The organism is Rhizobium sp. CAU 1783 (genome assembly GCF_054551725.1).
Genome location: NZ_JBTOLM010000003.1, coordinates 241,239 through 263,832, shown reverse-complemented (window position 1 = coordinate 263,832; position 22,594 = coordinate 241,239). Strand labels below are relative to the sequence as shown.

The window sequence follows — 22,594 nt, the reverse complement described above, 5'->3', positions numbered from 1 at the left end:
GCCCTCAAACGGGTCACGGTGCCGGCAAATTCCCGGGATGCCGAACCGAACCCTGAAATGACAATAACCGCAAATTGCGGCGAAACTCCCCTCGCCTGCCCGGGCCTTCAGCCCCGGATTGGGAGGGAATGGCGTGCGCGGCCTTCAGGCAGCGCACGCCCTTGTCAAACCTTTATTCCGCCGCGTCGGGCAGAGATCCCTCGGCTGTGCCGTCGATCTTGGAGTTCTCGAGCTCGACGCTGAGACCCAGCGACCGCATTTCCTTGACGAGAACGTTGAAGCTCTCCGGAATGCCGGCCTCGAAGGTGTCGTCGCCGCGGACGATCGCCTCGTAGACCTTGGTACGGCCTGCCACGTCGTCCGACTTCACCGTCAGCATTTCCTGCAGGGTGTAGGCGGCGCCGTAGGCTTCGAGCGCCCAGACTTCCATTTCTCCGAAACGCTGACCGCCGAACTGCGCCTTACCACCGAGCGGCTGCTGGGTAACGAGCGAGTACGGGCCGATCGAACGGGCGTGGATCTTGTCGTCGACCAGGTGGTTGAGCTTGATCATGTACATGTAGCCCACGGTCACCTTGCGGTCGAACGGCTCGCCCGTACGGCCATCGTACAGGACCGACTGACCGGACGAATGCAGGCCGGCCTTGGTCAGCATGGCTGCAACGTCAGGCTCATGCGCACCGTCGAAGACCGGGGTCGCGATCGACACGCCGCGCTTGGCCTCTTCGGCCAGGCGGACGAGGGATTCGTCGTCGAAGCGCTTCACCTCGTCATGCGATTCACTCGCATAGATCTCGGTGAGTTCGTTGCGCAACTCGGTGATGTCCATCGTCTTGCGATACTCTTCGAGCATCTCGCCGATCTTCTTGCCCATGCCGGCGCAAGCCCAGGCCAGATGGGTCTCGAGGATCTGGCCGACGTTCATGCGCGACGGCACGCCCAGCGGGTTCAGGCAGATGTCGACATGCGTACCGTCTTCGAGGAACGGCATGTCCTCAACCGGAACGATGCGCGAGACGACACCCTTGTTGCCGTGACGGCCGGCCATCTTGTCGCCCGGCTGGATCTTGCGCTTCACAGCGACGAAGACCTTGACCATCTTCATGACGCCCGGAGGCATTTCGTCGCCGCGCTGGACCTTCTCGACCTTGTCCATGAAACGCTGTTCAAGGCGCGACTTGGATTCGTCGTACTGGCCACGCAGAGCTTCGATCTCGCCCTGGACCTTCTCGTCCTCGACGGCGAACATCCACCACTGCGAACGCGGATACTCGGACACGACGGCGTTCGAAAGTTCGACGCCCTTCTTGAAGCCCTTCGGACCAGCGACCGAAACCTGACCACGCAGCATGTCGAGCAGGCGGCCGTAGACGTTACGGTCGAGGATCGCCTGTTCGTCGTCGCGGTCCTTGGCCAGACGCTCGATCTCCTCGCGCTCGATGGCCATCGCACGTTCGTCCTTCTCGACGCCGTGACGGTTGAAGACGCGGACTTCGACGATGGTGCCGAAGGTGCCCGGAGGCATGCGCATCGAGGTATCGCGAACGTCGGATGCCTTTTCACCGAAGATGGCGCGCAGGAGCTTTTCTTCCGGCGTCATCGGGCTTTCGCCCTTCGGGGTGATCTTGCCGACCAGGATGTCGCCCGGCTGAACTTCGGCGCCGATGTAGACGATACCGGCTTCGTCGAGGTTCTTCAGCGCTTCTTCCGAAACGTTCGGAATGTCGCGCGTGATTTCTTCCGGACCAAGCTTGGTGTCGCGGGCCATCACTTCGAATTCTTCGATGTGGATGGAGGTGAACACGTCGTCAGCGACGATGCGTTCCGACATCAGGATCGAGTCTTCGTAGTTGTAGCCGTTCCACGGCATGAACGCGACGAGCGCGTTGCGGCCGAGAGCCAGATCGCCGAGGTCGGTCGACGGACCGTCCGCGATGATGTCGCCCTTGTTTAGAACGTCACCGACGGTGACCAGCGGCCGCTGGTTGACGCAGGTGTTCTGGTTCGAACGCTGGAACTTCTGCAGACGGTAGATGTCGACGCCGGACTTGCCGGCTTCAAGATCCTCGGTCGCACGGATAACGATACGCGTCGCGTCGACCTGGTCGACCACACCGCCACGACGGGCAGCGATGGCAGCGCCGGAGTCACGGGCAACGATCGGTTCCATCCCGGTACCGACGAACGGCGCTTCGGCGCGCACCAGCGGCACGGCCTGACGCTGCATGTTCGAGCCCATGAGAGCGCGGTTGGCGTCGTCGTTTTCCAGGAACGGGATCAGAGCGGCTGCAACCGAAACGAGCTGCTTCGGCGAGACGTCCATCAGGTTGATGGTGTCGCGCGGCGACAGCATGACTTCGCCAGCATGACGGCAAACGACGAACTCTTCGACGAACTGGCCGTCGGCGGTGAGTTCGGAGTTGGCCTGCGCGACGTAGTACTTCGCCTCTTCCATGGCCGAAAGATAGACCACGTCGGTCGTAACCTTGCCGTCGACGATCTTGCGGTACGGCGATTCAATGAAGCCATACTTGTTTACGCGAGCGAAGGTTGCGAGCGAGTTGATCAGACCGATGTTCGGGCCTTCCGGCGTTTCGATCGGGCAAATACGGCCGTAGTGCGTCGGGTGAACGTCGCGGACTTCGAAGCCGGCGCGCTCGCGGGTCAAACCACCCGGGCCAAGAGCCGAAAGACGGCGCTTGTGGGTGATTTCCGAAAGCGGGTTCACCTGGTCCATGAACTGCGACAGCTGCGAGGAGCCGAAGAATTCGCGAACAGCTGCTGCGGCCGGCTTAGCGTTGATCAGGTCCTGCGGCATGACGGTGTCGATCTCGATCGACGACATGCGTTCCTTGATCGCACGCTCCATGCGGAGCAGGCCGAGACGGTACTGATTCTCCATCAGTTCGCCGACGGAGCGGACACGACGGTTACCGAGGTTGTCGATGTCGTCGATTTCGCCCTTACCGTCGCGCAGTTCGACAAGCATCTTGACCACGGCCAGGATGTCGTCCTTGCGCAGGATGCGGACCGTGTCGTCGACCTGCAGGTCGAGACGCATGTTCATCTTGACGCGGCCAACGGCCGACAAGTCGTAGCGCTCGGCGTCGAAGAACAGCGAGTTGAACATGGCTTCCGCGGATTCCATGGTCGGCGGCTCGCCCGGACGCATCACGCGGTAGATGTCGAACAGGGCGTCCTGACGGTTCTCGTTCTTGTCCGCAGCAAGCGTGTTGCGGATATAGGCGCCGACATTGATGTGGTCGATGCCGAGAACCGGGATTTCGTCGAAGCCGGAATCGAGGATCTGCGGAAGGGTCTTCTCGTCGATCTCGTCGCCGGCTTCCAGGTAGATCTCGCCGGTCGCCATGTTGACCATGTCTTCGGCGAGGTAGTTGCCGTACAGGTCTTCGTCGGACGCCTTGAGAGCCTTCAGGCCCTTTTCGGAGAGCTGGCGCAGCAGGCGCGGGGTGAGCTTCTTGCCGCCTTCGACAACCACTTCGCCGGTATCGGCGTCGATCATGTCGGAGATGGTCTTGGCGCCCTTCAGCGTTTCCGGAACGAACGGAATGCGCCAGCCCTTGCCATCACGGACGTAGGTCGACTTGGTGTAGAAGGTCGAGAGGATTTCCTCGCCGTCCATGCCGAGGGCCATCAGCAGCGACGTGACCGGGATCTTGCGACGACGGTCGATACGGGCGTGGACGATGTCCTTGGCGTCGAATTCGATGTCGAGCCAGGAACCGCGATACGGGATGACGCGGGCCGCGAAGAGCAGCTTGCCAGAGGAATGGCTCTTGCCCTTGTCGTGGTCGAAGAACACGCCCGGAGAGCGGTGCATCTGGGACACGATGACGCGTTCGGTACCGTTGACGATGAAGGTACCGTTGTTGGTCATGAGCGGCATGTCGCCCATGTAAACCGACTGTTCCTTGATGTCCTTGATCGAACGGGCGCCAGTATCCTCGTCAATATCGAACACGATGAGGCGCAGCGTCACCTTGAGCGGCGCTGCGTAGGTCAGGTCGCGCTGACGGCACTCGTCGACGTCGAACTTCGGCGGCTCGAATTCGTAGGACACGAATTCCAGCATCGATGCGCCGGAGAAATCGGTGATCGGGAAGACCGACCTGAAAACGGCTTGAAGCCCCTCATCGGGACGACCGCCGACCGGTTCGTCAACCATGAGGAACTGATCGTAGGACGCCTTCTGAACCTCAATGAGGTTCGGCATTTCGGCGACTTCGGGGATCTTACCAAAAAACTTGCGTACGCGCCTGCGACCGTTAAACGAAAGGGTCTGAGCCATCGTCGCTCCTTGTCAATTTGCATCCGGGCCTGCAACAGACGGAAACCGCTGGCCAGTCGGCTCCGTCAATCAATGGGTCGTTCAATCTCGTCTCGTTCCGACGCGGCCGGCCGGATTGCCGGGTGCCTCGGTTCAAGACCATCCTCTTGAGAACCCATTACCCAAAAGCCGTTTTACTGGCTTTTGGGTAATTTGTTCCAGAGAAACGACGGATGGGAGGCAGCGAATGCCACCTCCCAAACGCTATTCCGGTATTACTTGACGTCGACCTTAGCGCCGGCTTCTTCAAGCTTCTTCTTGAGGTCAGCAGCTTCGCCCTTGGAAACGGCTTCCTTGACAGCCTTCGGAGCGCCTTCGACGAGGTCCTTGGCTTCCTTGAGGCCGAGGCCGGTGATGGCGCGGACTTCCTTGATGACGTTGATCTTGTTGGCGCCAGCGTCAACGAGGATAACGTCGAATTCGGTCTTTTCTTCTTCAGCAGCAGCCGGAGCAGCGCCGCCGCCAGCAGCAGCAACAGCTACCGGAGCAGCTGCGGAAACGCCCCACTTTTCTTCGAGCAGCTTGGAGAGCTCAGCGGCTTCCAGGACGGTCAGTGAGGAGAGGTCTTCAACGATCTTTGCGAGATCAGCCATTGTCTTAGTTCCTTAGTAGATGTTCGGTTCGAAACGAACGGGTTAGGGTATGAACAGCGAAAAACCGCCTTAAGCGGCTTCGTCCTTCTTGGCATAGGCCGCAAACACGCGAGCAAGCTGAGCTGCCGGTGCCTGAACCACACCTGCGATGCGGGTAGCCGGAGTCTGGATCATGCCCAGCAGCTTCGCACGCAGCTCGTCCAGCGACGGCAGGGTCGCAAGCGACTTGACTGCATCGGCGGTGAGCGTGGTTGTTCCCATGGCGCCACCGAGAACAACGATCTTGTCGTTGGTCTTGGCGAAATCCATGACGACTTTCGGAGCCGTGATCGGGTCGGCGCTGTATGCAATCAGCGTCTGGCCCTTGAAGAGATTGCTCATCCCTTCCGACTCCGTGCCCTGAAGAGCGATCTTGGCCAGACGGTTCTTCGCGACTTTGACGGTGCCGCCAGCAGCGCGCATCTTCGAACGGAAGTCGTTCATCTGCGCAACTGTGACACCAGCATAGTGGGCCACGACAACCGAACCGGAAGCCTTGAAGACTTCGTTCAGCTCCGTGACGAATTCGCGTTTTTCCGCTCTTTCCACTGTCTGTCTCCAGTTGATGGGACCGCAATCCTGCAGGCCCCACCGGGTTTGCCTTTGCCTCAAGGGATCCAAACTCGTCAGATCCCAAGCGACGCTTGAGGATCCTGTCCCCTCGCACTGGCAGCAAAGCCAGGCACAAGGCGAATAAGGCTCGAACCGAACTTCAAGACGTCATCAGACGTTTAAAAAATCGGGTCTTACCCGTCTCATGCAGGTCATGAATTAAGGCCCGCGGGCCACCTGCAATCTCGGACAGGAGTTCCGGGTTTCCCCGGAAATTTCCGGCTCCGAAGAGCCGGAAATTCTTGGTCATCCGGAGCCAAAGGTCCGGAGAAATTCTATCAGGCCGAAACGGTCGACGGATCGACCTTGACGCCCGGGCCCATGGTCGAGGAGATGGCTACGCGCTTGACGTAGTTGCCCTTCGCACCAGCCGGCTTTGCCTTGACGACGGCGTCAGCGAAAGCCTTGATGTTTTCTTCGAGAGCCTTGGCGTCGAAGGAAGCCTTGCCGATACCGGCATGGATGATACCAGCCTTCTCGACGCGGAACTCGACGGCACCGCCCTTGGAAGCCTTGACGGCGCCAGCGACGTCCATGGTGACGGTACCGACCTTCGGGTTCGGCATCATGCCACGCGGGCCGAGAACCTTACCGAGACGGCCGACGAGCGGCATCATGTCCGGGGTCGCGATGCAACGATCGAAGTCGATCTTGCCGCCCTGGACGATTTCGACGAGCTCTTCCGCACCGACGATGTCGGCGCCGGCAGCCTTGGCTTCATCAGCCTTGGCACCACGAGCGAAGACGGCAACGCGAACGTCACGGCCGGTGCCGTTCGGCAGGTTGACAACGCCACGGACCATCTGGTCGGCATGACGCGGGTCAACGCCGAGGTTCATCGCGATTTCAACGGTTTCGTCGAACTTGGCGACGGCACGCTCCTTGACGAGAGCGATAGCTTCCGGCAGCGCGACCAGCTTGGTCGGGTCGATGCCTTCGCGGATCTTCTGAATGCGCTTTGCGAGCTTAGCCATGATCAAGCCACCACTTCCAGGCCCATGGAGCGGGCAGAGCCCTCAACCATCAGCATTGCACCTTCGATGTCGGCGGCGTTGAGGTCCTTCATCTTACCTTCGGCGATCGCGCGGACCTGTGCCTTGGTGATGGTGCCGACCTTCGCACCCTTGCCCGGAGTCTTCGAGCCAGAGGTGATCTTCGCTTCCTTCTTCAGCCAGTAGGTAACCGGCGGCTGCTTCATTGCGAAGGTGAAGGACTTGTCCTGGTAGTAGGTGATGACGACCGGGATCGGCATACCCTTTTCCATTTCCTGCGTGGCGGCATTAAACGCCTTGCAGAATTCCATGATGTTAATGCCGCGCTGACCAAGGGCCGGGCCGATCGGCGGGGACGGGTTAGCCGATCCTGCCTTGACCTGGAGCTTGAGCTGGCCTGCAACTTTCTTAGCCATTACTCTCTGCCTTTCTACTGAGATCGGTTACCCGACCCATACATGCCGGCCTCGGCCGGCGGCTGCGGTTGCGTGGTGCGTCTGAACAGCCCGGCTTAATAGGCCGCCATCCTCCCACGCGGATCGGGGAGTCCCCTCCCCTTGCCCGATCAGACCTTCTCGACCTGACCGTATTCCAGTTCGACCGGGGTCGCGCGACCGAAGATCGAAACTTCGACCTTGAGGCGCGAACGCTCCTCGTCGACGTCCTGTACGACACCATTGAACGAAGCGAACGGACCATCGGAAACGCGAACCTGCTCGCCGATTTCGAAGGATACGGACGACTTCGGACGCTCGACACCTTCCTGGACCTGGCCCAGGATGCGCTCAGCCTCGAAATCCGGGATCGGAACCGGCTTGTTGTCGGAACCAAGGAAGCCCGTAACCTTCGGGGTGTTCTTGATCAGGTGATAGGCCTCATCGGTCAGGTTCGCCCGCACCAGCACGTAGCCGGGGAAGAACTTGCGCTCGCTGTCAACCTTGCGGCCGCGACGAACCTCGACAACCTTCTCGGTCGGAACGAGGATCTTTTCGAAGAGATGAGTGAGCCCCTTCTGACGAGCCTTGTTCTCGATGTCTTCGGCGACCTTCTTTTCAAAATTTGAATAAGCGTGGACGATATACCAACGTGCAGCCATGTTCGTCTCCGCCTGATTAATTGCCGAGGCTCAGCACGAGGCTGATAGCCCAGCTGATCAACTGATCAGCCGCAAAGAAAAACAGCGCGGCAAAGAAGACCATGAACAGCACCATCGCAGTCGAGATCATCGTCTCGCGACGGGACGGCCATGTGACCTTGGACGTCTCGGAGCGCACTTGCTGCAGAAACGCGAATGGATTTGCCTTGGATGCCATTTAATGCCCACGCATTTACGGCGCGTAAAGCCGACTATGTCAGCCCCACGCACCGCGTGTCTGTTTGAACCCTACATAAAGACCGATTCCACATTTCACAAGGGGGAATCCATCTTCGTGCAACTTTTCGCATTCCACAAGCCGGCACGCCCTTCAGGCGATCGTCGCAAAAGCTGCGCCGTCATGCCGGGCTTGGCAGGGGCAGAGGGGCTCGAACCCCCGACCTGCGGTTTTGGAGACCGCCGCTCTACCAACTGAGCTATACCCCTATCCGCCTTGCCCGAGGGCAAGGACGAGCGCGTTATTATTAAGTTTGCGCGTGAATGACAAGCACATTCACGCAAAGTCCGGATTTTTCTTTGAGGCCTCTGCGGGGTACGCCCGCACGGCAGGCACTCCTCTCAAAGATCCACATATTTCCGCCAGTTATGCTCCTCGGCGAAACCGAGCACCTCGCGTAACTTACGATTGGAGATCAAGCCTTCATCACCCTCGAGCGCCCGCTTCAAGGGCACGCCGGGGAAGAATCGCGCCGCCAGTTCGGCCGACGAAAGATTGGCCGTGACGGTGTCGTTCGTCGCGTTGAAGACCTGATAGCCGAGCCCCGAGGTCTGAAGGCAGAGATGCACGATCTGGCCAAGGTCGCGGGCATCGATGTAGCACCAGGCATTACGCAACCGCGTTTCCGGCCGCGCCACGAAGTCGGCGAAGCGATCATATTCGTGCGGCTCGATGACATTGCCGATTCGCAGCGCATAGACATCAGCACCTGTGCGCTCGGAGAACGCGCGGGCCGTTTTCTCGTTCACCACCTTGGACAGGCCGTAACTGTCCATCGGATCAACGTCGTATTCCTCGTCGAACGGCAGATAGTGCGGATTGCGAGGCCCCTCCGCGAAACAGATGCCGTAGGTCGTCTCGCTGGAGGCGATCACCACCTTGCGGATGCCGAGCTTCACGGCGGCCTCGATGACATTGTAGGTCCCCATCACGTTCGCCTGGAAGGTGACGTTGTCCGGCCGGATGAGGATACGGGGAACGGCTGCGAAATGAACAACCGCATCAAAGGGCTGAACGCCCCCGCCATGCTCCAGATCGCTAAAATCCGTATGCATGGACAAAGCGTTGAACACCTGGCCGGCATCGGTGATATCGACCGTCAGGTTCGTCACGCCGGGATGATCGAGGGGAACCAGATCCAGGTTGTGGACCTGATAGCCGTCATTGACCAGCCAGGCGACCACGTGACGGCCAGCCTTGCCAGAGCCACCGGTGAACAGAATACGTTTTGTCATGACTCCTCCTATTTGACGTGCGGCGAGCCAGTGCGCCGCCACGCGCTCCCATGGTTACCAAGCCAACTGCCCGTTTCCAGTTCTCAAGGAGAAATCTGCCTCCACCCCGACAAAAATGCAAAAACCCCGCTGTTGCCAGCGGGGTTCTCATCAATCCGTGCGGATCGAACTATTACTCGATGATCGAGGCGACGATGCCGGCGCCGACGGTACGGCCGCCTTCGCGGATAGCGAAGCGCAGCTTTTCTTCCATCGCGATCGGAACGATCAGCTCGACTACAACCGTGACGTTGTCGCCCGGCATAACCATTTCCGTGCCTTCCGGAAGCGTGACGATGCCCGTCACGTCCGTCGTGCGGAAGTAGAACTGCGGACGGTAGTTGGTGAAGAACGGCGTATGACGGCCGCCTTCTTCCTTCGTCAGGATGTAGGCTTCAGCGTTGAACTTCTTGTGCGGCTTGACCGAACCCGGCTTGCACAGAATCTGGCCACGCTCGACGCCGTCACGGGCAACGCCGCGGATCAGAGCGCCGATGTTGTCGCCGGCCTGGCCCTGGTCGAGCAGCTTGCGGAACATTTCAACGCCGGTAACCGTCGTCTTCGTCGTCGCACGGATGCCGACGATTTCCACTTCTTCACCAACCTTGACGATACCGCGCTCGACGCGGCCGGTCACAACCGTACCACGGCCCGAGATCGAGAACACGTCTTCGATCGGCATCAGGAACGGCTGGTCGATCGGACGCTCAGGCGTCGGGATGTAGGCGTCAACGGCGGCCATCAGCTCACGTACGGCGTCTTCACCGATCTTCTTGTCCGAGTCGTTGAGAGCGGCCAGAGCCGAACCCTTGATGACCGGAACGTCGTCGCCCGGGAAGTCGTAGGACGACAGAAGTTCGCGAACTTCCATTTCAACGAGCTCGAGGAGCTCGGCGTCGTCAACCTGGTCGACCTTGTTGAGGAACACGACCAGAGCCGGAACGCCAACCTGACGGGCGAGCAGGATGTGCTCGCGGGTCTGCGGCATCGGGCCGTCGGCAGCCGAGCAAACCAGGATCGCGCCGTCCATCTGAGCGGCACCGGTGATCATGTTCTTGACGTAGTCGGCGTGGCCGGGGCAGTCGACGTGCGCGTAGTGACGGTTGGCCGTCTCGTACTCGACGTGAGCCGTCGAGATGGTGATACCACGGGCCTTTTCTTCCGGAGCCGCGTCGATCTGGTCATAGGCCTTGAACTCACCGAAGAACTTGGTGATCGCTGCCGTCAGAGACGTCTTGCCATGGTCAACGTGGCCGATCGTGCCAATGTTAACGTGCGGCTTGTTGCGCTCAAACTTACTCTTTGCCATTTGAATGCTTCCTATGATCGAAAAAAGGTTGACCCGGCGAACCGGTTTGGTCCCGCCGTTTAAGGCTTTCGCGTGGATTGCGCAAGACCTAATTGCTTTCGGCCCAAACGGCCGGAACGAGGCCGCGCCCTGCCCTCCCGGCCGGCGCAAAGACGGATCTGCCAGACGCCGGGGTGGCGCCCGGCAGATCGATTGCCTCGCTTGACTTACGGCTGGATCGCCACTTTCAGCACGCCGTCGCGCTGATTGGCGAAGAGCTCGTAGGCTTCTTCGATATCGTCCAGCCTGAAACGATGGGTGACGAGCGGCTTGAGATCGACGCGACCCGATGCGCAAACCTCCATGAGGCGGCGCATGCGTTCCTTGCCGCCGGGGCAGAGCGTCGTCACGATCTTGTTGTCGCCGAGGCCGGCCGAGAACGCGCCGAGCGGTATCGTCAGATCGCTGGAATAGACGCCGAGGCTCGACAGCGTGCCGCCCGGGCGCAACGACTGGAGTGCCGAACGGAAGGTTCCCTGCGTACCGAGCGCCTCGATGGCGACATCGACGCCACGGCCATCCGTCAGCGCCATGATCTGCTCCACCGGATCACCCGCCTTGAAGTCGATCACATGATCGGCACCGAGCTTCCTGGCAACCTCCATACGCGAGGCGAGCGTGTCGACACCGATGATCTTCGTAGCCCCCATCAGCTTAGCGCCCGCCACCGCGCAGAGGCCAATCGGCCCGAGGGCGAAGACAACCACCGTGTCACCGATCCGCACGCCGCCGCTCTCCGCGCCCGAAAATCCCGTCGACATGATATCGGGGCACATCAACACCTGATCGTCGGTCAGGTGATCCGGGATCGGGCTCAGATTGGCCATCGCATCCTTGACGAGGACATATTCGGCCTGGCAGCCGTCGATGGTGTTGCCGAACTTCCAGCCACCCATGGCCTTGAAGCCGTGCTTCGTACCGGCACCGTCCTGCGAACCGCAGCCGCAGAGGCAGGCATAACTGTGGCCGGAGGGCGTGATCGCGCCGGCGATCACCCGCTGACCTTCCGCATAGCCCTCGACGGCCGAGCCGAGCTTCTCGATGATGCCGACCGGTTCGTGGCCGATGGTCAGACCTTTCTCGACCGGATACTCGCCCTTCAGGATGTGGACATCGGTTCCGCAGATGGTGGTCGTGGTGATGCGGATCAGCGCATCGAGCGGACCGACATCGGGGATCGGTTTCTCATCGAGAACGATGCGCCCCTTTTCGACAAAGATCGCGGCTTTCATTTTCTGCACCATGGTCGTTCCTCCAAGCATGTGATGGACGCGACGCAGGCTAGTGCATTTATATGAAAGCGTGAATACGACCGCCCTGGAATGCAAACGCTGCGACGGCGGCAGCGCACGTCGGCCGGAAAAACCGAGCGCTGCCGGTGGCAAGGCGTTGAATACATTCAGAGGAATGGTTGGAAAGGTTGGCCTGGAGCGGGTAGCGGGAATCGAACCCGCGTATTCAGCTTGGAAGGCTGCTGCTCTACCATTGAGCTATACCCGCGGTAATCGATCCGAGGACGAATGGTGGAGAGAGTTGGATTTGAACCAACGTAGGCGAAGCCAACGGATTTACAGTCCGTCCCCTTTAACCACTCGGGCATCTCTCCAGTTTTTCGTCCGGATCAAGCGACCAAGCTTTTCAGTCGAGATTGCGGTGGCGTTGGCCCCGCGATCTGCGGCGGGTATATGACGGCCCTTCCCTCTCATGTCAACACGATGACGAAGGAAAAATTCGGAAAAATTTTCGCCCTTTGGAAAAAGCCTTGCGGCGCAGCAGGTCTATCGCGGAAGGGGCCGCACGGTTATAAGACCGCATGGTAAAAGATCCGAAGACAGACAAATCCGCCCGTGACAGCCACTATGCGACGCTGCGCCGCCAGGTACGCGACGCCAAGCGCGAACGCGGTGAGATCCCGACGCCCGATGTCCGCAAGGGACGGAAGAAAGAGACCGACTGGACACCGCCGCAGCTCGCGCCGGACCAGGTCCAGCTTTACGGCCTGCACACGGTGCGCGCCGCCCTTGAAAACCCGGAGCGCGAGCCGATCAAGCTCAGCGTCACCCAGAACGCGCTGGTGCGGCTGGAGATCGCCCCCGTGGCGGCGCTCGGTTTTCCTGTGGAAATCGTGACACCCCAGGATCTCGACAAGCAGCTCGGCCCGGATGCGATCCATCAGGGTGTCATGCTCGAAACGCGCCCGCTCCCCGTTCGCCGATTGGAGGCCCTGAAGGACAGCCCGCTTCTGCTGGTGCTCGACCAGGTGACCGACCCGCACAATGTCGGGGCCATCATGCGGACCGCGGTTGCCTTCGGCGCCGGTGCCGTCATCACCACCATGCGCCACAGCCCGACCGAATCCGGCGTCATGGCCAAATCGGCATCGGGCGCGCTCGAACTCATCCCCTATATCCAGATCACCAATCTGGCCGATGCGCTGAACGAGCTGCACAAGCTCGGCTTCCATTCGGTCGGCCTTGATTCGGAGGGGCCGGCGCCGCTCGAAGGCACGCTGTCCGGCGACAAGATCGCCCTTGTACTCGGTTCCGAAGGCAAGGGCCTCAGGCAGAAGACGCGGGAGACCGTCAACGCGCTGGCGCGTCTCGACATGCCCGGCGCGATCAAGTCGCTGAATGTGTCGAATGCGGCGGCGATTGCGCTCTACGCTTCCCGCCAATATCTGGCGAAATCCGGCGCCTGAGCCGGCCCGGGCGCAAGCCGATCCGCCATGCCGACCCTCAATGCCGAGGCCGGCATGGGAAGCGAACGTCCAAACTGTCGAATCATTTCGAATCCTTGTGCGCGTTTCTTCACGAAACGCGCCAGGTGCGCTCGCGTCCTAGTGCCCGTGCTATACCGTGGCCGGGTGAAAGCGACTGACCGCGAGATAGCCGAAGGCGCAGAAGGCCAGCAGCACCATGCCCTGCGCGATGGCAAAGGGCGGCTCGGCACCGGTTGGGGCAAGCGCATTCAGCGCCGGAACCTTGGCGAAGGCCTGCACTACCAGCACGAAGACATTGAGATAGAGCGAGGCCGCCGCGCAGACCACATAGACCGCCCGCCACCGGCCGGCCAACTGGTAGCGATAGAGCGCCGCGATTGCCAGGACGAGAAGAACCGTGGCGATGATCCCCACCCCGATTGCGGGCGTGAAGCCGCTGAACGGGAAGAGGAAGCCGGTGATCACCGTGGCAAAGGTGGAAAGCAGGAAGAGGGCCGTCCAGCCGGACCTGCGGTCGGACCGCAACCAGCCGGAGAGCACGACGAAGCCCGCGGCGATGCCGATCAGGCTCAGGACAACATGAAACAGGGTGAAAGGCGTCATTCCGAGGATCATGGCAAAGCTCCGTCCTTGATAGCCGCAGCTTCAGTAGATGCCGAATTCCTGCACCTGTAAATTGCGATTTCTTGCCAAACGTCAAATTACTCCGGCGCACGACAGGCAAGGTCACCCGGGCGTGCCGACAGGTTCGTGCCGGCGGCGGCGACCTTGCGCGACACCGGATACTCGATCACGTTCGGCCAGGCCTTTATCGTGGCGGAAGATGCGGGATCGGAATCGATCAAAGGCTGGTAGGCCGGCCGGCAATCCGGCATCGCCCGGTCGGCTGCCAGATCGAGCCCCTTCCTGATCCTTGAGGCACAGCTCTCTGGCGCGGCCAGCAGCGAGCAATCCGCCGCATAGACCCGGCGATATTGGAAGACAGCGTCGGCATCGCTGACCTTCGCGGCTTCGATGTCGTCCCCCGCCATCACGTCGTCGAACAGGCGGCGCCGGTTTGGGCCTCATAGACGACGAAGGGCAAGCCACCGTTCCAGCCGTCAGCGCCCTTGAAGATGACGTAAGGCCCCTTGGCGCCCCAGAGATAGCCGGCCGTATCGTCCTCGACCTGCCGGTCGCCCGGTTCGCCGAGCTTGCAGCCCGCAGAGGCGGGCGCGATGAACAAGGCCGCCGCCCCCTTTTCCCCGAGGTCGAGTTCCTTCAGGGCAAAATCTGCATAGTGCCGGCAGCGCAATCGACCCGGCATGTCGAACTCGGTGTCGCCCGCAGCCAGCGCGACGCCTTCCGCGCGCGGCACATCGAACAGCCGTCCGGTCGTCGATTCGGCATGGCAGACGATCGGCGTGCGACGCCCGATGGCGAACCGCACCTCGTCTCCCTTGCCGCGCAATTCGTGGCGACCGGAGGCGTACCAGAACCCGGAGGCCGCCGGCTGCTCGGGCAAAGACAGTTCCGTTCCGTCGGCCAACCGGACCTCGCCGGAACCGTCCGTGTACTCGACCGAAAGAAAGCTGCCGACCTCGCAACGATACTGCACCTCGGTCGCCCGGGCCCCCGCGGCCGCGAGACACAGCCCGGACGCCGCCAGCAAGAGCGTGAACGCAGATTGCCGAATGCAGGCCATGAACATCTCCCGAACTGGTTTCGGCAACACGATGCCAGAGGGCGCGGCCGCCGGAAAGTGGAGGTCTCGCCGGCCGCATGAACGGTTCTGTTTGCCGCATAGAGAGATCCCGTGCGAACGCCTTTGCCGGCCTTCGGGCCAATGCTCCCGAAAATGGGCCGGCTGCCATATCCCGGTCGCGATCGTGGTTAACGATCGGTCAACGGATCGCCTGATAGGGTTGGGAACTCAAACTATCGCTCCGCCGTTTTCTCGGCAATTGGGAGGAAAGACCATGTTCGCGCTGCTGACGTCCATCCGGGAAAACACCATCGAGACGCCCGATACCGGCACCTTTGCCGACGGTGCCTTCACCATCCCGCTGGTCGACCTGCGCGCCGTCTCCCGCCAGGACGTTCGCCGCGGCGCTTATGCCCGCGACTACGGCGCCGGCCGCAAGGTCCAGCCGGACCTGATCGGTTACGCGTGAGGAACGGGCGCTGCGCCGGAGGACATGTGGCGGCGGGACGATGAAAATTCGCCTAATCCGCGGACCTGAATGCGCAATGCAAATGCAGGTACGCGGCCACGACCGGCGGCTATATATCCAAGCTTTTCAAGAAATGGTGCCCCCGGCAGGGTTCGAACCCGCGACCCCCTGATTACAAATCAGGTGCTCTACCAACTGAGCTACAAGGGCATTGTTGCCGTCATTAAGCAGATTTGCGCGCCGGGTAAAGAAAAATCTGGCAGTCGTCAGTTTGGCTGTGGAGCGGGTAGAGAACGCGCCCTTCCTCGGTCCGTCAAACGCCTTGTCGGTCACGCCCTTTATCATGTACCACAGTCGCGACCAAAAAGGGTTGTCCATGTCGCGTTCGTTCCGCTCGCTCTCCTTCATCGCCTCCAACGCCGAGGAAGCCCAGGCTTCCCGTGAAGACCTCGTGGCGCGCTACGGCAATGTCGCACCAACAGAGGCCGACGTGATCGTGGCCCTTGGCGGCGACGGTTTCATGCTGCAGACGCTGCATGACACGATGAATTCCGGCAAGCTGGTGTACGGCATGAACCGAGGTTCGGTCGGCTTCCTGATGAACGACTTCTCCGTAGAGAACCTGCATGAACGAATCGCGGCCGCCGACGAGAACGATTTTCATCCATTGCGGATGACGACCTCCAATGCGGACGGTTCAATTTCGATCGCGCTCGCCATCAACGAAGTCTCACTGCTGCGCCAGTCCTACCAGGCGGCAAAACTCCGGGTGATCATCGACGGGAAGGTACGGCTCGACGAGTTGATCTGCGACGGCCTGATGGTGGCGACGCCGGTCGGCTCGACGGCCTACAACCTCTCCGCCCACGGGCCCATTCTGCCGCTCGAGGCCCCGCTTCTGGCGTTGACCCCCGTCAGTCCGTTCCGGCCCCGCCGCTGGCGCGGCGCGTTGCTGCCCAACAAGGTGTGCGTCGACATCATCGTGCTCGAGCCTGAGAAGCGGCCGGTCAACGCGGTCGCCGACCACACGGAGGTCAAGTCTGTGCTCCAGGTGAAGATCGCGCAATCGGAAGACACGACGGCCCGCATTCTGTCCGATCCCGACCGCTCCTGGTCGGATCGCATTCTCGCCGAACAGTTTTCAAACTGAGGGAGACATGAGATGACCCCGCAGCTTTTCGTCGGTGCAGGCCTGCTCGCCCTGTTTCTCACCTCGACTGCCGTCCGGGCAGACGACATCGACCAGTTGCCCGTGACGGCGACTTTCGTGATCAGCGGCGGCTTCTGGGAGGGCGACGCCGACGTCGAAACCGCGCCGAAGGCGTCCGGTCAAACACCGTCCCCGGCGCCGGCTAAGACCGACGCGGAAACCCAGCGCGGCTATTACAAGCTCGTTTCCATCCGGCAGCCCGATCGCACCGCCAAGGTCTATCTGCAGCAGATCGTCAGCACGGAAGGCGGTCCGCAGCTCATCGAAAGCGTCGAGCTCGAGGAGTTTTCGGCGATCAAGCCCTATGTCACCGACATCCGCCCGGAAGATTCGACAGGTGTCAGCCGCCAGGCCGGGTTCTTCGCGACCGTCTACCTGAAGACCACGCCCGAGCAGGTCGAACCGGAGGGCTGGACCGTGCTGATCGACGAGTTCGGCGAAATCCGCGTCGAGCGCGAGACGAACTGATTCGTCAAAAACGGCCCTGTCGGCTTCAACGCTTGCTGAAAGCCTTCAGGAAGGTGTGAACGGCGTTGCCAGCGGTGCCGTTCATCGCGATCATGACGCTCCGCCCCGAAACGGCCGGCGCGCTTCCGGCCGCACCCGCCGGCGAACGCGCATGAACGAAAAACGGCGGGACCCAAATCCCGCCGTTTGTTTTTCTGACTGCACTCGATCGTCCGGAGATCAGTCGATGTCGGCGACCGCGTCGGCCTTGCCGCTGATCCGGTGCGCCAGGGCCGCTTCCATGAACTCGTTGAGGCCGCCGTTGAGGACGTTGTCCGGATCGGTGCTTTCCACGCCGGTCCGCAGGTCCTTGACCAATTGGTAGGGCTGCAAAACGTAGGAACGGATCTGGTGGCCCCAACCGATGTCGGTCTTGGACGCGGCTTCGGCGTTGGCCGCCTCCTCGCGCTTCTTCAGTTCGGCCTCGTACATGCGGGCGCGCAGCATTTCCCACGCCTTGGCGCGGTTCTTGTGCTGCGAACGCTCCTGTTGGCAGGCAACGACGATACCGGTCGGGATGTGCGTGATGCGCACTGCCGAGTCGGTCGTGTTGACGTGCTGGCCACCGGCACCCGACGAACGATAGGTATCGATGCGGCAGTCGCTTTCGTTGATGTCGATCTGGATCGAGTCATCGACGACAGGATAGACCCAGATCGAGGAGAACGATGTGTGGCGGCGCGCGTTCGAGTCATAGGGCGAGATGCGGACCAGGCGATGGACGCCCGATTCGGTTTTCAGCCAGCCATAGGCATTGTGGCCCTTGACGTGGATCGTCGCGGACTTGATGCCGGCCTCTTCGCCGTCGTGCACTTCCATTACCTCGACCTTGAAGCCCTGCTTTTCCGCCCAGCGGATATACATGCGCAGAAGCATGTTGGCCCAGTCCTGGGACTCGGTGCCGCCGGCGCCGGAATGGACTTCGAGATAGGTGTCGTTGCCGTCGGCCTCGCCCGAGAGCATGGCCTCGACCTGCAGACGCCCGGATTCCGCCTTCAGCGCCTTCAGCGCGTCCTCGGCTTCCTTGACGATCTGCTCGTCGCCTTCGTCCTCGCCCATCTCGATCAGCTCGATGCTGTCTTTCATTTGCTGTTCGAGGCGCTTCACGCCGTTGATGCTTTCATCCAGTTGCTGGCGCTCGCGCATCAGCTTCTGGGCCTCCTGGGCGTCATTCCAGAGGTTGGGATCCTCTGCCTTGTTGTTCAACCAGTCCAGTCGTCTTATCGCCTGGTCCCAGTCAAAGATGCCTCCTCAGCAGGCTTATGGCCTGCTTGATTTCGTCGACAACATTCTCGATTTCACTGCGCATTTCGCTCGCTTTCACCTTGGATGAAAAACTCGCCCGTCAATTAGTTGCGGCCGTCCCTTCTGTAAAGGGGCGGCCGCATGCTCAAACGGGTCGATAGGGTCAGAACAGGCCGCCGGCACCGGATGTCACGGCCTGGTTGGCCTGCGGCGAATCCCGAAGGATCTCTTCCGGCGCGGCATAGCCTTCCATACCGATAACGGAGAAGGTGTCGGCGGGGCCGGTGCCAGGCTTGAAGGCTTCGGTGATCGTGTCGGGATCGCCTTCGGCGGCGTACATGCCGGTCTTTCGGTTGACGGGGATGAGGCTCATGCCCTCCGGCAGGTGGAACTTGCCAGGCGGCGTGCCGGCAACGGCCTCCTGCATGAACTCGTTGAAGATCGGAGCTGACATCGAGCCGCCGGTCGCGCCGCGGCCGAGCGGGGTCGGGTTGTCGTAGCCGATATAGAGGCCGGCGACGAGGTCGGGCGTATAGCCGACGAACCAGGCATCCTTCTCATCGTTGGTCGTACCGGTCTTGCCTGCGACCGGGCGATCAAGCTTGATCTTGCCGGCAGCGGTACCGCGCAGGACCACACCCTCCATCATCGAGGTGATCTGGTAGGCGGTCATCGGATCGAGAACCTGCTCGCGGTTGTCGACGACGGCGGGCTCCTCCTGACCTTCCCAGGCATTGGCGTTGCAGCCGTCGCAGGTACGCTCCTCGTGACGGAAAATGGTCTTGCCATAACGGTCCTGGATGCGGTCGATGAGAGTCGGCTTGATCTGCTTGCCGCCGTTCGCCAGAACCGCATAGGCGGAAACCATGCGCAACACCGTCGTTTCCCCGGAACCAAGCGACATCGACAGCACCGGATTCATCTTGTCATAAATGCCGAAGCGTTCGGCATATTCGGCCACCAGGTTCATGCCCATGTCGTTGGCGAGGCGGACGGTCATCAGGTTACGCGACTTCTCGATACCGAGACGCAGTGTCGACGGGCCGGCCGAGCCGCCGCCGTAGTTCTGCGGCCGCCAGACCTGACCGCCGGCGACGAACTCGATCGGGGCGTCCATGATTACCGATGCCGGTGTGTAGCCGTTGTCGAGAGCTGCGGCATAGACAAACGGCTTGAAGGATGAACCGGGCTGGCGCATCGCCTGCGTGGCGCGGTTAAACTCCGACTGCGCATAGGAGAATCCGCCCACCATGGCGAGCACGCGGCCGGTATGCGGATCCATGGCCACCAGACCACCCTGCACCTTCGGCGGCTGGCGAAGCTTGTAACCGCCCTCACCATTGGGCTCGACATAGATGACGTCGCCGGCAGTGAAAACGCCTTCCGGCGACTTTGCCGTCTTACGGTCGCCATTGGCGGAGCGGTAGGCCCAATCCATGTCGTCGGCCATGACGCGACCGGTCTCGCGCTCGGCGACCACCTTGCCGCCGGCCTCCGTGGCGGGCTGCAGACCGATATCGACACGCGACGAGGAGACCGCAAGCACGACGGCGAGCTTCCATTCCGGCACGTCGCTCAGGCCCTTGACCTTTGCGAGTTCGGCACCCCAGTCGCCCGAGACGGCGATATTGGCTACCGGGCCGCGGTAGCCGCGACGCTGGTCATAGGTGACGAGACCGTCCTGCAGCGCCTTACGGGCGAAGATCTGCATCTTCGGGTCGAGCGAGGTACGAACGGAGAGCCCACCCTCGTAGAGCGCCTTGTCACCGTATTTCTCGATGATCTGGCGGCGGACTTCCTCGGAGAAGTAATCGGAGGCGAAGACATTTGCGCCGGACCGACGACCGGTAACACCGAGCGGCTGCTTCTTGGCTTCTTCGCCGTCGGCCTTGGTGACGAAGCCGTTCTCGACCATCCGGTCGACAACCCAGTTGCGTCGCTCGATGGCAGCTTCCGTGTGCCGGAAGGGATGATAGTTCGATGGGCCCTTCGGCAAGGCCGCGAGATAGGCGGTCTCGGCGATGGTGAGTTCAGTCACCGACTTGTCGAAATAGGTGAGCGCAGCACCGGCGATGCCGTAGGCATTCATGCCGAAGAAGATCTCGTTCAGATAGAGCTCGAGGATCTTGTCCTTCGAATAGGTCTGCTCGATGCGGAACGACAGGATCGCTTCCTTGACCTTGCGGTCGATCGTCTGGTCGGCGGACAGAAGGAAGTTCTTGGCGACCTGCTGCGTGATCGTCGAGGCACCGACCGGGCGGCGGCCGGACCCGAAATTCTGCAGATTGACGAGAATGGCGCGGCCGAGGCCGTAGATATCGACGCCGGGATGATTGTAGAAGTTCTTGTCTTCCGCCGAGAGGAATGCGGCCTTGACGCGATCGGGAATGGCCTGGATCGGCAGGAACAAGCGCCGTTCACGTGCATACTCGGTCATCAGCGCGCCGTTGCCGGCGTGAATGCGCGTGGTGACCGGCGGCGCGTAACTCGATAGGACAGCGTAGTCCGGCAGATCCCTGGAGACCCCGTTCAGATAAACGGCGACGACGCCCGCGACGATGAGGGCGAGGACGGACGCGAGTCCGAAGAGATAACCAATCAGTCTGATCATGTTCGAGCTACCGGCAATGCTTTCGGTTCAGCGCGCAATGGGCGAACATCGCACATAGCGAGGCGTTATGCACGTCATTGGCCCCTTGGCAAGACGCAAGCGGCCAGCAATCATTCCCGCAGGATTCGAAAGCAATCCGCCTCGTTCGGAGTAACGGCCCGATTGTGAGGAAAATAGGGCCACTGTTCTGTTATGCCCGCAACATTCAGCGAGGATCAATTGCGATTTCAGCCGCCGTTCGCCACCAGTGGCACGCGGTAGCGCTTTATTGCAGCAGCCAGCAGATCAGCGATCTTCGCCCGCCAGGCCGGATCGAGCAACAGCTTCTCGTCGTCCTTGTTGGACAGGAAGCCGATTTCGAGCAGGATCGACGGCACGTCGTGGGCTTGCAGGACGCGGAAACCGGCGTAGCGATGGGGATTGTTGATCAAGGCCACCTGCCCCTCGAAGGACTTCACAACGGCATCGGCGAGCGAGATCGAGAAGGCCTGGGTCTCGCGCCGGGTCAGGTCGAGCAGGATGTCGGAGACTTCAGCAGGCTCCGCCGACAGATTGACCCCGCCGACGGCATCGGAGTGGTTTTCGCGTTCGGCGAGATCGGCGGCCATCCGGTCCGAGGCCTTGTCCGAAATCGTGTAGACGGTGGCGCCGCGGATATTGTTCTGTCCCAGCGTGTCGGCATGGAAGGAGATCAGCAGGTTCGCACCGCGCTGGCGGGCGATGGTCACCCGTTCGGAAAGGGAAAGAAACTCGTCTCCCTCGCGAACCAGAAAGGCCTCGATGCCGGTCTCCGACTTCAGGCGCTCCTTGAGTGCCTTGGCAAAGGCCAGTGTGATTTCCTTTTCCGCCGTTTTGGTCGCTGCGCCAGCCGCGCCGGCATCGATACCGCCGTGCCCGGCGTCGATGGCGATGACGAAAGCCCCCGGGCTTGCCTGCTCGGATCCACCGACGCGGTCGCCGCGGGTTACCGCCATCGTCTGCTCGCCGCCGTTCCAGGCCTGACTTGCCACAAGCTTTTCGAAATCCTGCGCCGTGACCATTTCCGCGTCGAGCACGAGGCGATAGCCCTTGCCGTCCTCGTTCGCCATCACCTCGCTGCCGACCAGCCGCGCCGGTCGTTCCGCCGTGAGCACGAGCCGGGCGGAATCGACGTCCATCGAGCCGTAGCGGATGTCGCGGAAGAGGCCCCTCGCCTGCAAGTCGGCCTCGGGAAATGTGAAGACGGTCGACGGCAGGTCGACTACGATGCGATCGGGCCTCGCGATATAGCGCACCTCGATCTCAGGCTTGCGGTCGAATTCCATGACGATGCGAGTGCGGGCGCGATCACCGACGATGCGCGCTGCATATGCCGCGATCGGGTCGGAGGATGCGGCCTTCACGCCGCCCGGGAAAGCGAAGGCGGCAACCAACGGCAGCACGACGGCGACGATTCGCGCAAATGCACGCGTCTGGACTGCAAAGCGTCTCGGACGAGACCATTTCATATGGATGCGCTTCCCCGTAACAGAATTTCTGCCATCGCCTCTTAGCGTGCCGATCCCATCAATCTCGTATGAAATCAGTCCCC

At 61.3% G+C, this 22,594-nt stretch carries 20 protein-coding genes and 4 tRNA genes; 4 read left to right on the top strand and 20 right to left on the bottom strand.

Going from position 1 to position 22,594, the window contains the following annotated elements; all coding sequences use genetic code 11:
- Nucleotides 1-172 precede the first annotated feature (172 nt).
- The 13 genes from rpoB to ACX93L_RS14940 all read right to left on the bottom strand — a co-directional run bounded on the left by rpoB (nt 173) and on the right by ACX93L_RS14940 (nt 12,185).
- Nucleotides 173-4,309: a DNA-directed RNA polymerase subunit beta gene (gene rpoB / locus ACX93L_RS15000; protein WP_459405588.1), complete on the bottom strand. Its 4,137-nt coding sequence runs from the start codon at nt 4,307-4,309 to the stop codon at nt 173-175.
- A gap of 254 nt (nt 4,310-4,563) precedes the next feature.
- The gene (rplL, locus tag ACX93L_RS14995; RefSeq protein WP_203318696.1) at nt 4,564-4,941 is read right to left on the bottom strand and encodes a 50S ribosomal protein L7/L12; all 378 of its coding nucleotides are present in this window, start codon (nt 4,939-4,941) and stop codon (nt 4,564-4,566) included.
- Between the two features lie 69 nt (nt 4,942-5,010).
- Entirely contained in the window at nt 5,011-5,529 is a 519-nt protein-coding gene (gene rplJ, locus ACX93L_RS14990; protein WP_459405587.1) for a 50S ribosomal protein L10, read from the bottom strand.
- Between the two features lie 341 nt (nt 5,530-5,870).
- A complete protein-coding gene (gene rplA, locus ACX93L_RS14985) occupies nt 5,871-6,566 on the bottom strand; it encodes a 50S ribosomal protein L1 (protein ID WP_169588667.1) in 696 nt (231 codons plus the stop codon).
- 2 nt (nt 6,567-6,568) lie between these two features.
- Nucleotides 6,569-7,000 carry a 50S ribosomal protein L11 gene (gene rplK, locus ACX93L_RS14980; protein WP_076395897.1) on the bottom strand — a complete coding sequence of 144 codons (432 nt, stop codon included), beginning with the start codon at nt 6,998-7,000 and terminating at the stop codon, nt 6,569-6,571.
- 149 nt (nt 7,001-7,149) lie between these two features.
- Nucleotides 7,150-7,680: a transcription termination/antitermination protein NusG gene (gene nusG, locus ACX93L_RS14975; RefSeq protein WP_208549329.1), complete on the bottom strand. Its 531-nt coding sequence runs from the start codon at nt 7,678-7,680 to the stop codon at nt 7,150-7,152.
- A gap of 16 nt (nt 7,681-7,696) precedes the next feature.
- Nucleotides 7,697-7,897, bottom strand: coding sequence for a preprotein translocase subunit SecE (secE, locus tag ACX93L_RS14970; protein WP_459405586.1), 201 nt, complete (start codon nt 7,895-7,897; stop codon nt 7,697-7,699).
- 193 nt (nt 7,898-8,090) lie between these two features.
- Nucleotides 8,091-8,166 (bottom strand) — tRNA-Trp (locus tag ACX93L_RS14965).
- 132 nt (nt 8,167-8,298) lie between these two features.
- Entirely contained in the window at nt 8,299-9,192 is an 894-nt protein-coding gene (locus ACX93L_RS14960; RefSeq protein WP_459405585.1) for an NAD-dependent epimerase/dehydratase family protein, read from the bottom strand.
- Nucleotides 9,193-9,364: 172 nt separating this feature from the next.
- Nucleotides 9,365-10,540, bottom strand: a complete 1,176-nt coding sequence (gene tuf, locus ACX93L_RS14955) for an elongation factor Tu (RefSeq protein ID WP_169588649.1) — start codon at nt 10,538-10,540, stop codon at nt 9,365-9,367.
- A gap of 206 nt (nt 10,541-10,746) precedes the next feature.
- Nucleotides 10,747-11,820 (bottom strand): NAD(P)-dependent alcohol dehydrogenase, encoded by a 1,074-nt coding sequence (locus tag ACX93L_RS14950; protein ID WP_459405830.1) that lies wholly within the window; start codon nt 11,818-11,820, stop codon nt 10,747-10,749.
- A 185-nt stretch (nt 11,821-12,005) separates the two neighbouring features.
- Nucleotides 12,006-12,079: transfer RNA gene (locus tag ACX93L_RS14945), tRNA-Gly, on the bottom strand.
- Between the two features lie 21 nt (nt 12,080-12,100).
- A tRNA-Tyr gene (locus ACX93L_RS14940) sits at nt 12,101-12,185 on the bottom strand.
- Nucleotides 12,186-12,392: 207 nt separating this feature from the next.
- Between ACX93L_RS14940 and rlmB the strand changes: the two genes are divergently transcribed.
- Nucleotides 12,393-13,277 (top strand): 23S rRNA (guanosine(2251)-2'-O)-methyltransferase RlmB, encoded by an 885-nt coding sequence (rlmB, locus tag ACX93L_RS14935; RefSeq protein ID WP_459405584.1) that lies wholly within the window; start codon nt 12,393-12,395, stop codon nt 13,275-13,277.
- Between the two features lie 150 nt (nt 13,278-13,427).
- Here the strand turns inward: rlmB and ACX93L_RS14930 are convergent, their stop codons facing one another.
- From ACX93L_RS14930 to ACX93L_RS14920, 3 genes are all read right to left on the bottom strand, one after another.
- Nucleotides 13,428-13,913 (bottom strand): hypothetical protein, encoded by a 486-nt coding sequence (locus ACX93L_RS14930; protein WP_459405583.1) that lies wholly within the window; start codon nt 13,911-13,913, stop codon nt 13,428-13,430.
- A gap of 86 nt (nt 13,914-13,999) precedes the next feature.
- Entirely contained in the window at nt 14,000-14,329 is a 330-nt protein-coding gene (locus ACX93L_RS14925) for a hypothetical protein (RefSeq protein ID WP_459405582.1), read from the bottom strand.
- Nucleotides 14,329-14,982, bottom strand: coding sequence for an MliC family protein (locus ACX93L_RS14920; RefSeq protein WP_459405581.1), 654 nt, complete (start codon nt 14,980-14,982; stop codon nt 14,329-14,331). The genes ACX93L_RS14925 and ACX93L_RS14920 overlap by 1 nt, the downstream gene beginning before the upstream one ends.
- A gap of 274 nt (nt 14,983-15,256) precedes the next feature.
- Between ACX93L_RS14920 and ACX93L_RS14915 the strand changes: the two genes are divergently transcribed.
- Nucleotides 15,257-15,451, top strand: a complete 195-nt coding sequence (locus tag ACX93L_RS14915; RefSeq protein WP_459405580.1) for a hypothetical protein — start codon at nt 15,257-15,259, stop codon at nt 15,449-15,451.
- Nucleotides 15,452-15,585: 134 nt separating this feature from the next.
- Here ACX93L_RS14915 and ACX93L_RS14910 read toward each other — a convergent pair.
- Nucleotides 15,586-15,661: transfer RNA gene (locus tag ACX93L_RS14910), tRNA-Thr, on the bottom strand.
- 166 nt (nt 15,662-15,827) lie between these two features.
- Here ACX93L_RS14910 and ACX93L_RS14905 point away from each other — a divergent pair.
- Both ACX93L_RS14905 and ACX93L_RS14900 read left to right on the top strand, forming a co-directional pair.
- The gene (locus tag ACX93L_RS14905; protein WP_459405579.1) at nt 15,828-16,601 is read left to right on the top strand and encodes an NAD kinase; all 774 of its coding nucleotides are present in this window, start codon (nt 15,828-15,830) and stop codon (nt 16,599-16,601) included.
- 12 nt (nt 16,602-16,613) lie between these two features.
- Nucleotides 16,614-17,129: a hypothetical protein gene (locus ACX93L_RS14900; protein WP_459405578.1), complete on the top strand. Its 516-nt coding sequence runs from the start codon at nt 16,614-16,616 to the stop codon at nt 17,127-17,129.
- Between the two features lie 219 nt (nt 17,130-17,348).
- Here ACX93L_RS14900 and prfB read toward each other — a convergent pair.
- The 3 genes from prfB to ACX93L_RS14885 all read right to left on the bottom strand — a co-directional run bounded on the left by prfB (nt 17,349) and on the right by ACX93L_RS14885 (nt 22,511).
- Nucleotides 17,349-18,477 (bottom strand): peptide chain release factor 2 gene (prfB, locus tag ACX93L_RS14895; RefSeq protein ID WP_459405577.1). Its coding sequence is split into 2 segments (ribosomal slippage): nt 17,349-18,407 and nt 18,409-18,477, totalling 1,128 coding nucleotides; the frame shifts between segments, so codons are not numbered across the junction.
- A gap of 99 nt (nt 18,478-18,576) precedes the next feature.
- Nucleotides 18,577-21,024, bottom strand: coding sequence for a penicillin-binding protein 1A (locus ACX93L_RS14890; protein WP_459405576.1), 2,448 nt, complete (start codon nt 21,022-21,024; stop codon nt 18,577-18,579).
- Between the two features lie 227 nt (nt 21,025-21,251).
- Entirely contained in the window at nt 21,252-22,511 is a 1,260-nt protein-coding gene (locus tag ACX93L_RS14885) for an N-acetylmuramoyl-L-alanine amidase (RefSeq protein WP_459405575.1), read from the bottom strand.
- Between the last annotated feature and the right edge of the window lie 83 nt (nt 22,512-22,594).